Source organism: Achromobacter aegrifaciens, assembly GCF_902859965.1.
GTDB classification, from domain to species: domain Bacteria; phylum Pseudomonadota; class Gammaproteobacteria; order Burkholderiales; family Burkholderiaceae_B; genus Achromobacter; species Achromobacter aegrifaciens.
Window position 1 is genome coordinate 871,374 of record NZ_CADIKO010000002.1, and the last position, 12,454, is coordinate 883,827.

Below are 12,454 nucleotides of genomic sequence, written 5' to 3' on the forward strand. Positions count from 1 at the left end.
GCCCCGGCGCTAGCGCGCCATCAGCTCCAGCAGGCGGTCCAGGCCGCCTTCGTCGATTGCGACATTGACCTCCTCGCGCACGGCCGGTTTGGCGCGGTAGCCCACCGACAGGCCCGCCGCGCGCATCATCGGCAGGTCGTTGGCGCCGTCGCCCACGGCGATGGCGCGCTCCGGCCCCACGCCCAGCGCCGCGCACACTTCCAGCAGCTTGCGGCGCTTTTCCTCGCCATCGCAGATGTCGCCCCAGGCTTGCGGCAGCAGCCGGCCGGTCAGGCGTCCGTCCACGATTTCCAGCACATTGGCGCGCACGTCGTCCAGCCCCAGTCGCACCCGCAGCCGGTCGGTGAAGCAGGTAAAGCCGCCAGTCACCAGCAGGCAGGTCAGGCCCGCGGCCTTGCACGCCGCGATCAGCGTTTCGGCGCCCGGATTGATGCGCACACGCTGCTCATAGACCTCGTCCAGCGCCGCTTCCGGCATGCCTGCCAGCAGCGCCACGCGCTCGCGCAGGCTCTGCTTGTAGTCCTTGATCTCGCCGCGCATGGCCGCTTCCGTCAGCGCCGCCACCTCGGCCTTCTTCCCCATCAGGTCCGCCATCTCGTCCAGCGTCTCGATCGAGATCAGCGTGGAGTCCATGTCGAAGGCGATGAGTTTGTAGTCCGTGAGCGCAAGCGGAGGCGTAATGCCGCGCCAGGAAAGGCCGGGTTTCGTAGAGGCGGAATGCATGGGGAATCCTTGGTCTATGCAGTATGTGAGGGGTCGCGCCCTTGCTCGCGCAACCACTCGATGAACAATAGCGCCGACGCGGCGGCCGGGCCGTCCTGGCGGTACAGCGCGTGGATGCCGGCGTTCGGCAGCTGCGGGCCGTCGAACAGCGGGCGCAGGCGATCGGCGCGGATGTCGTCTTCCAGCAGGCACCAGGGCGCCAAGGCGATGCCCAGGTCGTTCATGGCGGCCTGCATGCACAGGAACTGGTGGTCGAACACCGGCCCTGGCAATTGCGCAGGCACGTCCACCTTGGCCAGCGCGAACCAGCGCGGCCAGTGGTCCATGCCGCCCGCGATCTTCAGCAGCGGATGCCCCAGGCAATCCGCGGGCGCGGCCAGGCGGTTGCGCTCGATGAAGCGCGGCGATGCCACCGGCACGTGGAAGTCGTCCAGGCAGTGCACGCAGGCCAGGTCCGAATGCGCCATGTAGCCGTGGCGGATCAGCACGTCGCTGCCCGTGTCGCCGCCGCGGTCCAGGAACGACCGCCCTTGCGTGGTGAGCTGCACGTCCACGCCCGGATGCCGGGCCTGGAACGCCGACAGGCGCGGGATCAGCCACTTCATGGTCAGCGACGGCGTGGCACAGACGCGCAGCACGCCGCCGTAGGCGGGCGATTTCAGCTTGGCGGTCGCGGCCGCGATGCGTTCCAGGCTGGCCTGGATTTCCGGAAAGTAGGCCTGGGCGCAAGGCAGCAGCGCCACGCCGCGCGCCTCCCGCGCGAACAGAGGCTGCCCCACGTACTCTTCGAGTATGCGGATCTGCTGGCTGACCGCGCTATGCGTGATGCTCAGTTCGTCGGCGGCCGCGGTGAAGCTGCGCAGACGCGCCGCGGCTTCGAACACGCGCAAGGCCTTCAGCGGCGGCAGGCTCTGCCCCGCCATCTCAGTTGCGGCCCGCCCGCGCGCCGGCCCGGCGCCGCGCTGTGCTGCTCTTTCCCACGTTTTCCCTTGTCGTCTATTTTTTGTCGGCGCTGCTTGCGCGCGCCTGTCCTATCCAGCCGCATTCTAGGTGATAGCCCGCGCGCCGACCTCTTAGAAAAACTAACGACTACCCTTAAAAAACACCGCTGGTCGGGCGCCCACCGCGTTTCTATGATGCCCGCAACCTCAGGCAGGAAGCGAAACATGGCATCAATCACCGTAGACGGCATCGTCAAGACTTTCGGCGGGCAGCAAGTGCTGCGCAATCTGTCGCTGCACATCCCCGACGGCGCGTTCTACACGCTGCTGGGCCCCAGCGGCTGCGGCAAGACCACGCTGCTGCGCTGCATTGCGGGCTTCTATGCTCCCGACGGCGGACGCCTGCTGTTCGACCAGGACGACGTGACCCACGTGTCCGCGCACCGCCGCGATATCGGCATGGTGTTCCAGGACTATGCGCTGTTCCCCGACAAGACCGCCTTCGACAACGTGGCCTACGGCCTGCGCGCCCGCGGCGTGGCGCGCGCCGAGATCACGCGGCGCGTGAACGAGGCGCTGGACAAGGTCGGGCTGCTGACGCTGGCCGAACGCTATCCGGCGCAGATGAGCGGCGGGCAGCGCCAGCGCGTGGCGCTGGCGCGCGCGCTGGTGATCCGGCCGCGCGTGCTGTTGATGGATGAGCCGCTGTCCAACCTGGACGCCAAGATGCGCCTGCAGATGCGCGACGTGATCCTGGACCTGGTGCGCGAGGCCGGCATCACGACCGTGTTCGTCACGCACGACCAGGAAGAAGCGCTGGCGATGTCCGACCGCATCGCCATCATGGACCGCGGCGACATCGCCCAGCTGGGCACGCCGGAAGAACTCTACGGCACGCCGGTAAACGCCTACGTCGCGGACTTCATCGGTTCGGCCAACGTGATCCCGGTGCCCGCCCGCAACGGCCAGGCCGGCGCCCCCGCCGGCCATGTGCGCTACGAGATCTGCGGCCTGGGCTTTGACGGCGTGCAAGGCAGCGACCAGCTGGACGGCAAGGGTGTGCTGATCGCGCGCCCGGAAGAGCTGGCCCTGATGGCGCCCGCTCCCTACGTGCCCAATACCTTGCCGGGCAAGGTGCTGCGACGCCAATACCTGGGCTTCAAGACCGCATACCGCATTGCGCTGGACAACGGCTCCGAGATCCGCGTCGAGCTGCATGCCGGCAACATGGTGGCGCAGTTCCAGCCCGGCGAAGCCGTGCAGGTGCTGATTCCCGCCGACAGCCGCGTCGTCAACGCCTGAGGACGCGCCGACCATGAAAATCAAATGGTGGCCCTGGGGCGTCCTGACGGCAATCAGCCTGGCCCTGCTACTGTTCTTCGTGCTCTACCCGCTGGCCGTGCTATTCAGCAACAGCGTCACCGGGCAGGATGGCGGTTTCACGCTGGAGGGCTTCAAGGCCCTGCTGGCCGACTCCCAATACGTCGAGGCCTTCGGCAATACCCTGATCCTGGGCCTGGCGGTCACGGCCTGCACGGTGCTGGTGGGCGTGCCCTTCGCCTACATGGTGGCGCGCTTCGACTTTCCGCTGAAGAACCTGGTGGCGATCCTGCCGGTGCTGACCATCGTGATCCCCGAGATCATCGTGGGCCAGTCCTGGCTGCTGATCCTGGGCAATAACGGCATCCTGACCAACCTGCTGGGCGACGCCGGCATTTCGCTGCCCTCGTTCTACGGCTGGACCGGCATGGTGTTCTCCATGACGCTGGTCTACTACACCTACATCTACCTGGGCGTGCTGGCGGCGCTGCGCGGCTTCGACGGCCAGCTGGAAGAAGCGGGCCTGAGCCTGGGCACGCCGCCGTTGCTGACCAAGCTGCGCGTCCTGGTGCCGGTGTTGCTGCCGGCGGTGCTGGTCAACGCGCTGGTGGTGTTCACGCTGGTGGTGGGCAACTTCGCGCTGGCCATGCTGCTGGGCAGCCGCGTGCCGCTGCTGTCGGTCATGACGTACAACACCTTCGTCAGCGAAATGGGCGGCAGCCCGACTCTGCAGAGCGCGATGTCGGTGGTGTCCATCGCCATCGTCGCCATCGTGCTGTTCTTCCAGAAACGCGTGGTCGAACGCAAGGTCTACACCATGACGCAGGGGCGCGCGCCGGCCGCTACCCGCGTGCGCTCCTGGACCGCCCTGCTCTACACCAGCGGTGTGGGCCTGATCATCTTCATTTCGCTGCTGCCGCTGATCGTGGTCTTCATCGCTGCCTTCACCAAGACCAGCGGCCCGGTCATGCAATGGGGACAATGGTCGCTGGCCAGCATGCAGCGCGCGCTGCATGGCGCGCCGGAACCCATCCTGAACTCGCTCAAGTTCGCCTCGCTGGCCACGGTGCTGGGCGTGGCCTTCGCGGTGCTGGTCAGCTATCTGACGATCAAGAAGCGCAGCGCCTCGACCCAGGTGCTGGACTACATCGTGGTGCTGCCCCTGACCATTTCCGGCACGGTGCTGGGCATCGCACTGGTCCAGACCTTCAACACCGGCTGGCTGGTGCTGGCGGGCACGTCGGGAATCATGGTGCTGTGCTACACGGTGCGGCGCCTGCCCTTCGCGGTGCGCAACGCGTCGTCGGTGCTGTTCAACATCCCCGAGTCGATCGAGGAAGCGTCGATCAGCCTGGGCGTGTCGCCGCTCATGACCTTCTTCAAGGTGATCCTGCCCGCCATGAAGGCATCCATCATCTCGGCAGCCATCCTGATGTGGCTCACCACCATTTCCGAGCTGTCGGCCTCCATCGTCGCCTACAGCGGCGGCCTGGAGACCATGCCCATCGCCATCTTCCGCCAGGTCGACGGCGGCAGGCTGGGCATGGCGTCGGCCTATGGCGCGGCGCTGGTCACGGTCATCGTGCTGCCCATCATCGTGTCGGTCAAGGCATTCCGCATCAAGCTGTTCTCCGGTAAATAACCCACTTGCACAGAGGCTAACCATGCAATTCAAGCACCTACTTCAGTACAGCGTCCTGGCCGCCGCCCTGGCTACTGGCGCCGCCCAGGCCCAGAACGTCGTGCTCTATTCGTCCAACAACACGGAGACGATCGAAACCGCGCTGGACGCGGTGAAGCAGAAGTCGCCGAAATTGAACGTGCAGCCCGTCACCGGCGGCACCGGGACGATGATGAAGCGCATCGAGGCCGAGGCGCAGAATCCGCGCGGCGACCTGTTCTGGAGCGGCGGCTTCGGCACGCTGGGCGCCTACCGCCAGCATCTGCAGCCCTACCGCCCGGCCGACCTGGACAAGATCCCCGCCGAGTTCCGCGGTCCGGACGATCTGTGGGTGGGCACCAACGTGCACGTCATGGTGATGATGGTCAACGAGCGCCAGCTCAAGGGCCTGCCCGCGCCGGCCACCTGGTCCGACCTGATGCAGCCGCAGTGGAAGAACAAGTTCGCCATCACCGACCCGTCCAAGAGCGGCACGGCCTACATGCTGGTGTATGGCCTCTTCAAGCAATTCGGCCAGGAAGGCCTGGACAAGATCGCCGCCAACGCGGTGGTCACGGCATCGTCCGGCACCACCTACAAGGGCGTGGCCGCGGGAGAGTATGCCGTGGGCATGACGCTGGAATACGCCGCGCAGGAATACGTGGCCGGCGGCCAGAAGGAAATCAAGCTGGTCTACCCGACCGAGGGCAGCTACCTGGCGCCGGAAGGCATGTTCATCATCAAGGGCGCGAAGAACATGGACGCGGCCAAGGCCTTGTATGACGGCCTCTTGAGCAAGGAGTCGCAGGAAGCGCAGCTGGTGAAAAACTTCCGCCGCCCGACGCGCACGGACGTGGCCGTGGCCAGCCTGACCACCCTGCCCGACCTGAAGACCATCAAGATCTTCCCGGTCAGCCAGGATGCCGCGGCGAAGGAGTATGAGGCGGTGGTCGCCGCCTGGAACCAGGCGGTCGCGAAGTCCAAGTAAGAGGGTAAGGCCCTCACGCCGCGCCCCTCCGGGGCTCGCAGCCCCCCCGAGGGGCTGGTCCAACTTGGAAGCCCGGCGGTGGGGCCGGCGGCATCAGGCGCCGTTGACCATCCGCCCCGCCGCCAGCACCAGCTGACGCCCGCAACGGGCGGCCAGCTGCGGATCGTGGGTAACCAGCACCAGCGTGGTGCCGTGCTCGCGGTGCAGGTCGAACATCAGGTCGATGACCGTCACCCCTGTGGCGGCGTCCAGGCTGCCGGTGGGCTCGTCCGCGAACAGCAGGTCCGGCTGCACCACGAAGGCGCGCGCCAGCGACACGCGTTGCTGCTCGCCGCCCGACAGGGTGCGCGGGTAGTGATGCAGGCGCTTGCCCAGCCCCACCCGCTCCAACATGGCCTGCGCCGCGTCCCGCGCCGATTGCCCGGCCAGCTCCAACGGCAGCATCACGTTTTCCAGCGCCGTCAGGTTGGGCAGCAGCTGGAATGACTGGAATACGAAACCCACATGATTGGCCCGCAAACGCGCGCGGCCGTCCTCGTCCAGCGAGAACAGGTCCTGCCCGGCCAGGCGCACGCTGCCCGCGCTGGGAACATCCAGGCCGGCCAGCAGTCCCAACAAGGTGGACTTGCCCGACCCCGAACTGCCGGTGATGGCCACGGCGCTGCCCGCCTCGACCGTAAAATCTATACCTTCCAGGATGGAGAGCGTGCCGCCGGCATCGGCCACCTGCTTGCCCAGCCCTTTCACCTCGATCGAATTCTTGTTATCCATGCGCCTATTTTCCCGTCTGCTACTCATGACCGCCATGGCGACCGCCGTCGTGGCGCCCGCCCACGCTCAGACCGCCGCCGCGGCCCAGGGTTCCGCGCCCCGCACGGTGTTGGTCCTGGGCGACAGCCTGTCGGCCGAATACGGCATCAAGCGCGGCACCGGTTGGGTGCCGCTACTTTCGGCCCGCGTAGCGGAACAATACCCCAAGTACCAGGTCGTCAATGCCAGCATCAGCGGCGACACGACCAGCGGCGGCGTGGCCCGCCTGCCCGCGCTGCTGCGCCAGCATGCGCCGGCCGTGGTGGTGCTGGAGCTGGGCTCGAACGACGCGTTGCGCGGCCTGCCGCTGACCATGACCGAGCAGAACCTGCGCACCATGGCCCAGGCCGCCCGCAAGGCCGAGGCGCAGGTCCTGATCGTCGGCATGCAGATTCCGCCGAATTACGGCCGGGATTACACCCAGCGCTTCGCGCAGGTGTTCCCCACGGTCGCCAAAGACGAAAACGCCCGGCTCGTGCCCTTCCTGATGGAAGGTATCGCAACGAACCGGGCGATGTTCCAGGCTGACGGCATCCATCCGAACGAGGATGCCCAGCCTTTGCTACTGGACAACGTGTGGCCGACGCTGCGGCCACTGTTGAACTGATCCTGGGCTGATCAGCCGGCTGCCGGCTGATCGCCGCGGATGACCGCGGCGGCGGCGGGCAGCACCTGCACCTTGTACTCTTCGCGCAGCATGCGCAGCATGGCTTCGTTTTCGGCCTGGCCCCAGGCGCCGGACAACTGCTGCGCCAGGCGCTCCTTGTCGGCCGGATCGACCGTGCCGGCCTCGACCTTCTCCAGGCGCGCCAGCGTGTAGTCCGAACCCGATTGCACGCCGGCGTAGGCCGGCAGCGTGGCGGCGGGCAGGCGCATGACGGCGTCCAGCACCGGACGCGGCAGATCCTTGGGATCCTGGCGCGACACGATCACCGGCGCGCCAAAGCCTTCCGGCGTTGCGGCGGGGTTAGCCTTGTCGGCAGCCAGCGCGGCTTCACCAGCCTTCTTGGCGGCTTCGGCCGAACGCTCGTCCAGCAGCTTGGCGCGGATGGTGTCCGAGACCTTGTCCAGCGGCGGCACGTGGGACGGCTCGACAGCGGCCACGCGCAGGGCCAGCATGGTGTCGGGCGAGAGTTCGATCACACCGGAGTTCTGCTTTTCACGCAGCACGTCGGGCGAGAACAGCACCTGGCGCACGCGCGGGTTGTCCAGCAGCGCGGCATCGGGGCCGGCGGCAGCCGAGCCCGGACCCGCCTTGTCGGCGGGCAGCAAACCTTCGCGGGACACGCCGGAAGCGGTACGCAGCTTCAGGCCGACGGCGTCGGCGGCGGGCTGCAGGCTGTCGCGCTGGTCATAGACCTGCTTGTTCAACTGGCTGGCCATTTCCGAGAAGCGCACGGCGGCGAGCTGCTTGCGGACTTCGGCGGTGATCTGGTCCTTGACCTCGGCCAGCGGCTTGATGGCTGCGGGCTGGATTTCGGTGACCTTGACCACGTGCAGGCCGGACGGGGTTTCGATCACGCCGGACACCTGGTCCTTGGCCTGGCCGAAAATCGCCTTTTCCAGCGGACCGGTCAACATGCCGGGCGCGAGCCAGCCCAGATCGCCGCCATTGGTCGCCGAACCCGCGTCCTGCGAGTTCTTGCGGGCCAGTTCGGCGAATTGCGCCGGATCGGCGGCGGCCTGCTTGGCGAGGTCCTCGGCCTTGGCACGGGCGGCCTTGCGGGCGTCTTCCGACGCGCCAGGCGCCAGGTTGATCATGATGTGGCTGGCGCGGCGGCGTTCGGGCTGGCCGAAGCGGTTCTTGTTCTGCTCGTAGTAGGACGCGAGGTCCTCGTCCTTGACCTGCACGCCTTGCGTGGCGGCGGCCTCGTCCAGCACCAGGTACTGGACCTGGACCTGTTCGGGAATCTGCAGTTGCTGCTTGTTGGCGTCGTACCAGGCCTGGATGTCGGCCGGGTTGACGCTGACCTGCGAGCGGTAGTCGGCAGCGGCGAAGCGGCGCAGTTGCACCGTGCGCTGCTGCGTCAACGCCGTTTCCAGCGCGGCCACGACCTCGCCGGGTGCGCGGGCCGACTGGCCCACGGGCTCCAGCACGCGCGCGACCGCCAGATCGCGGCGCAGGCCGGCTTCGAACGAGGTCGGCGACATGCCTTGCGCAGCCAGCACCTGGCGATAGCGCTCGGGCGAGAAGCGGCCATTGTCCTGGACTTCCGGAATCGCGGCGATGGTGTTGCGCAGCGTTTCGTCGGACACCGAGAAACGGTTGTCGACGGCAACGTTGGCCAGCAGACGCTGGTTGATCAACTGATTGAGCAAGCCTTCGCGCAGCGCCGGCGTGTCGATGACGGCCGGATCGAACTGGGCGCCCAGGCGCTGGCGGAACTGCTCCAGCTGGTTGCGGTGCGCCTGATCGAACTCGGCCCGCGACACGGGTTGGCCATTGACCGTGGCCAATTCAGGCTCGGCGCGCATGAAGCTGTCATAGCCTTGAATACCGACCAGGAAGAAGGACGGCACAATCAGAAGCAGCAGGATGAACTGCATCCAGCGCCGATGGCTGCGAATAAATTCGAACATGGAATCCCTGTTGCCGCACCCCGGGCGCAAGCCCAAAGCCGCAAGAAAACGCATAAAAAAAGGCGAACCAGATTCGCCCTGTTCCCATACCGGTCAATACCGGATCAGCGGGCGGATTTTACCATTTCTCATTCGCCGCGCAGCCCAGGAATCTTTCGAATGTCATCCGGGCCTGCCCCCGGGCTCAAACGGCACGAAACCGGGGACCGAGTCAACCCGGGGAACCACCATTTCCAGCCCCTTGCGGCCCTCGTATCGTGGCCTGTCAGGGTAAGCCCGCATTACCCCGACGCCGCTCCCGAAGGATGCGGCCCCTTCCACGCACGCTCAGAGGTACACACTGATGCCGTACACATCTCCCCGCCTGCAACTCCTGCGCACCTGCATCGCCCTGGCCTTCGTCGGCGGCGCCCCCGCCGCGCTGGCCGCGCCCGTCGCCGCCGTCCACGAAGCCGCGCAAGCCCAGCAGCAAGGCATGCTGGACACCATGCGCGACCTGGTCGGCATCGAGTCGGGCAGCAAGGACGTCGAGGGCGTGGAGCGCATCGCCGTCCTGATCCGCGACCGGCTCAAGGCGCTGGGCGGAACGGTAGAGATCATCCAGCCAACCGACGTGTTCCGCCTGGACGACACGCCAGAGAAGGTCGGCCCCATGGTCCATGCCGAATTCAAGGGTAAAGGCCAGAAGAAGATCATGCTGATCGCCCACATGGACACCGTCTACCGCAACGGCATGCTCAAGGACCAGCCTTTCCGCATCGACGGCGACAAGGCCTACGGCCTGGGCATCGCCGACGACAAGCATGGCGTGGCCGCCATCATCCACACCCTGACCCTGCTGCAAAAACTGGGCTTCGAGGACTACGGCACCATTACCGTGCTGATCAACGGCGACGAGGAAATCAGCTCGCCCGGCGCGCGCAGCACCATTACCCGCCTGGGCGCCGACCAGGATGCGGTGTTCTCGTTCGAAGGCGGCGGCGCGCAAGCGCGCCTGACGCTGGCCACCAGCGGCATCGGCGCGGCCTACCTGACCGTGCAGGGCAAGACCTCGCATGCGGGCGCGCGGCCCGAAGGCGGCGTCAACGCGCTGTATGAGTTGGCCCACCAGGTGCTGCAGCTGGACAAGCTGTCCAAGCCCGAGGAAGGCTTGAAGCTGAACTGGACCGTGGCCCAGGCCGGCACCAATCGCAACGTCATTCCGGGCCAGGCCACCGCCCAGGCGGACGCGCGCGCCCTGCGCGTCTCCGATTTCGATGCGCTGTCGCGCACGCTGGAAGAACGCATACAGAAGAAGCTGCTGCCCGAATCCAAGGTCAGCGTGAAGTTCGAAGTGCGCCGCCCGCCCTTGGAAGCCACGCCGGCCTCGCGCGCCCTGGCCCAACACGGCGTGCAGATCTACAAAGAGCTGGACTTGCCGATGACGGTCGTGGACCGCGCCAGCGGCGGCGGCACCGACGCCGCTTTTGCCGCCTTGAAGGCGCGCGGCCCGGTAATCGAAGGCATGGGCCTGAGCGGCTTTGGCGCGCATTCCAACGACGCCGAGTACATCCAGATCAACAGCATCGTGCCGCGCCTGTACCTTGCCGCGCGGATGATCATGGACGTGTCGCAGGACAAGGCGCCCATGAAATAGGCCTGGAGACCTGCCGCGGCGTTCCCGCGCGCCGCGGCAGCCGCAGAACGGGCGTGCAGAAGGAGTATCCTTGCAACCCTGACCAAAAGAACCCGAAGCAACACCCCAAATGAGCGCAAAACTCCCCTCCTGGCCCTACTCCCGTTACATCGCGCATCGCGGCGGCGGCCGTCTGGCCCCGGAGAACACCCTGGCCGCCATGCGCGTGGGCGCCGAGCACGGCTTCACGATGTTCGAATACGACGTCAAGCTGAGCAGCGACAACGTGCTGGTGCTGATGCACGACGACGACGTGGACCGCACCTCCAACGGCCGCGGACCCGCCGCTGCCAAGACCTACGCCGAGCTTGCCCAGCTGGATTTCGGCAGTTGGCATTCCGCCGCCTACGCGGGCGAGCCGCTGCCCACCTTCGCTGCCGTCGCCCGCTACACGGTGGCCAACGGCATCGCCAGCAACGTCGAGATCAAGCCCTGCCCGGGCCGCGAGGCCGAGACCGGCCGCGCCGTGGCGCTGGCCGCGCGCCAGCTGTGGCAAGGCGCGGCCGAAGCGCCGCTCCTGTCCTCGTTCGCGGAAGCAGCGCTGCAGGCCGCGCTGGAAACGGCCCCCGAATTGCCGCGCGCGCTGCTGGTGGAGAAGGTACCCGCCGACTGGCGCGAACGCCTGGCCAAGTACGAGTGCGTGGCCCTGAACATCAATCAGAAGGACGCCACCCGTGAGCTGATCGATGCCGTGCATGCCGCCGGCTACCGTATCGCCGCCTGGACCGTCAACGACCCGGAGCGCGCCCGCCTGCTGCTCGACTGGGGCATCGACGGCATTTTCACCGACGAGCTGGCCGCGATCCGGCCCGCCGCCTGAGGCAGAACGCCCGTGTTCAGTTACCGCCACGCCTTTCACGCCGGCAACCACGCCGACGTACTCAAGCACGCCATCCTGATCCACACCCTGGATTACTTCAACAAGAAAGACGCGCCCTACTGGGTCGTCGATACCCACGCCGGCGCCGGGCTCTATAGCCTGGATAGCGATTGGGCCGCCAAGACCTCCGAGTTCGCCGACGGCATCGGCCGCCTGTGGGAAGCCGAGGACCTGCCGCCCATCCTGGCCGACTACGTCGCCCGGATCCGCGGCTACAACACCAACGGCCGCCTCAGGCGCTATCCGGGCTCGCCATGGCTGGCGCTGGACGCGCTGCGTCCGTCCGACCGGCTGCGCCTGTTCGAAATGCACCCTACCGAGATCGACACGCTGGTCGGCAACCTGGAACACCAGGGCCGCGCCGCGCAACGCCAGACCACGATCTACGGCGACGACGGTTTTGAAGGCGTCAAGGCGCTGCTGCCGCCGCCCACGCGCCGCGGCATGGTGCTGATCGACCCCTCGTACGAAGACAAGAACGACTATCGCCGCACGCTCAACGCGGTCAAGGAATGCGTCAAGCGCTTCGCCACCGGCACCTACGCCGTCTGGTACCCGCTGGTCCAGCGCCGCGAAGCCAATGAAATGGCGCGCCACCTGGAGAACCTGAAGGTCAAGAGCTGGCTGCACGCGACCTTGACGGTCAAGAAAGCAGCCATCGACGGCTACGGCCTGCACGGCAGCGGCATGTTCCTGATCAATCCGCCCTGGACGTTGCACGACGCCTTGAAGCAAGCCATGCCGTATCTGGCCCGCACGCTGGGACAGGACGAGCGCGCCGGCTTCACGCTGCAGTTCCGCGAGAATCCGTTCCCGGTGCCAAAGAAGCAGTCGGACGATTGATCCGATACGAAAAGCAAAAAGGCCACGATGTTTC

General features: G+C 66.9%; 11 protein-coding genes. 7 read left to right on the top strand and 4 right to left on the bottom strand.

Annotated features, from left to right (window positions below; genetic code table 11):
- Nucleotides 1-9: 9 nt before the first annotated feature.
- The gene (gene serB, locus HV793_RS15200; protein ID WP_175213456.1) at nucleotides 10-723 is read right to left on the bottom strand and encodes a phosphoserine phosphatase SerB; all 714 of its coding nucleotides are present in this window, start codon (nucleotides 721-723) and stop codon (nucleotides 10-12) included.
- Nucleotides 724-737: 14 nt separating this feature from the next.
- Nucleotides 738-1,646, bottom strand: a complete 909-nt coding sequence (locus HV793_RS15205; RefSeq protein ID WP_054454014.1) for a LysR substrate-binding domain-containing protein — start codon at nucleotides 1,644-1,646, stop codon at nucleotides 738-740.
- Between the two features lie 243 nt (nucleotides 1,647-1,889).
- Between HV793_RS15205 and HV793_RS15210 the strand changes: the two genes are divergently transcribed.
- From HV793_RS15210 to HV793_RS15220, 3 genes are read left to right on the top strand one after another with little or no spacing between them, the layout of a single operon-like run.
- A complete protein-coding gene (locus tag HV793_RS15210) occupies nucleotides 1,890-2,966 on the top strand; it encodes an ABC transporter ATP-binding protein (RefSeq protein ID WP_054454012.1) in 1,077 nt (358 codons plus the stop codon).
- Nucleotides 2,967-2,979: 13 nt separating this feature from the next.
- Complete coding sequence (locus tag HV793_RS15215) at nucleotides 2,980-4,626, top strand: ABC transporter permease (RefSeq protein WP_054454010.1); 1,647 nt, start codon at nucleotides 2,980-2,982, stop codon at nucleotides 4,624-4,626.
- 22 nt (nucleotides 4,627-4,648) lie between these two features.
- Nucleotides 4,649-5,632: an ABC transporter substrate-binding protein gene (locus tag HV793_RS15220; RefSeq protein WP_054454008.1), complete on the top strand. Its 984-nt coding sequence runs from the start codon at nucleotides 4,649-4,651 to the stop codon at nucleotides 5,630-5,632.
- 93 nt (nucleotides 5,633-5,725) lie between these two features.
- Here HV793_RS15220 and HV793_RS15225 read toward each other — a convergent pair whose 3' ends face one another.
- Complete coding sequence (locus tag HV793_RS15225; RefSeq protein WP_054454006.1) at nucleotides 5,726-6,403, bottom strand: ABC transporter ATP-binding protein; 678 nt, start codon at nucleotides 6,401-6,403, stop codon at nucleotides 5,726-5,728.
- On the opposite strand from HV793_RS15225, the gene HV793_RS15230 reads away from it, so the two are divergent.
- On the top strand, nucleotides 6,402-7,049 hold the full coding sequence (locus tag HV793_RS15230) for an arylesterase (RefSeq protein ID WP_054454005.1): 648 nt from the start codon (nucleotides 6,402-6,404) through the stop codon (nucleotides 7,047-7,049). The two genes, HV793_RS15225 and HV793_RS15230, sit on opposite strands and share 2 nt — an antisense overlap.
- Before the next feature lie 11 nt (nucleotides 7,050-7,060).
- Here HV793_RS15230 and HV793_RS15235 read toward each other — a convergent pair whose 3' ends face one another.
- Nucleotides 7,061-9,022 (bottom strand): SurA N-terminal domain-containing protein, encoded by a 1,962-nt coding sequence (locus HV793_RS15235; protein ID WP_175213457.1) that lies wholly within the window; start codon nucleotides 9,020-9,022, stop codon nucleotides 7,061-7,063.
- Between the two features lie 343 nt (nucleotides 9,023-9,365).
- On the opposite strand from HV793_RS15235, the gene HV793_RS15240 reads away from it, so the two are divergent.
- The 3 genes from HV793_RS15240 (at nucleotide 9,366) to HV793_RS15250 (ending at nucleotide 12,420) form a co-directional block, all read left to right on the top strand.
- A complete protein-coding gene (locus HV793_RS15240; protein ID WP_054454001.1) occupies nucleotides 9,366-10,658 on the top strand; it encodes a M20/M25/M40 family metallo-hydrolase in 1,293 nt (430 codons plus the stop codon).
- A 109-nt stretch (nucleotides 10,659-10,767) separates the two neighbouring features.
- Nucleotides 10,768-11,517 carry a glycerophosphodiester phosphodiesterase gene (ugpQ, locus tag HV793_RS15245; RefSeq protein WP_054453999.1) on the top strand — a complete coding sequence of 250 codons (750 nt, stop codon included), beginning with the start codon at nucleotides 10,768-10,770 and terminating at the stop codon, nucleotides 11,515-11,517.
- Nucleotides 11,518-11,529: 12 nt separating this feature from the next.
- On the top strand, nucleotides 11,530-12,420 hold the full coding sequence (locus HV793_RS15250; protein WP_054453997.1) for a 23S rRNA (adenine(2030)-N(6))-methyltransferase RlmJ: 891 nt from the start codon (nucleotides 11,530-11,532) through the stop codon (nucleotides 12,418-12,420).
- Nucleotides 12,421-12,454: the final 34 nt, after the last annotated feature.

Coding starts and splice junctions, on each gene's coding strand:
- HV793_RS15215 (WP_054454010.1), top strand. CDS start 2,980: ATGAAAATCAAATGGTGGCCCTGGGGCGTCCTGACGGCAATCAGCCTG.
- HV793_RS15210 (WP_054454012.1), top strand. CDS start 1,890: ATGGCATCAATCACCGTAGACGGCATCGTCAAGACTTTCGGCGGGCAG.
- HV793_RS15235 (WP_175213457.1), bottom strand. CDS start 9,022: ATGTTCGAATTTATTCGCAGCCATCGGCGCTGGATGCAGTTCATCCTG.
- HV793_RS15225 (WP_054454006.1), bottom strand. CDS start 6,403: ATGGATAACAAGAATTCGATCGAGGTGAAAGGGCTGGGCAAGCAGGTG.
- HV793_RS15230 (WP_054454005.1), top strand. CDS start 6,402: ATGCGCCTATTTTCCCGTCTGCTACTCATGACCGCCATGGCGACCGCC.
- HV793_RS15240 (WP_054454001.1), top strand. CDS start 9,366: ATGCCGTACACATCTCCCCGCCTGCAACTCCTGCGCACCTGCATCGCC.
- HV793_RS15220 (WP_054454008.1), top strand. CDS start 4,649: ATGCAATTCAAGCACCTACTTCAGTACAGCGTCCTGGCCGCCGCCCTG.
- serB (WP_175213456.1), bottom strand. CDS start 723: ATGCATTCCGCCTCTACGAAACCCGGCCTTTCCTGGCGCGGCATTACG.
- HV793_RS15205 (WP_054454014.1), bottom strand. CDS start 1,646: ATGGCGGGGCAGAGCCTGCCGCCGCTGAAGGCCTTGCGCGTGTTCGAA.
- ugpQ (WP_054453999.1), top strand. CDS start 10,768: ATGAGCGCAAAACTCCCCTCCTGGCCCTACTCCCGTTACATCGCGCAT.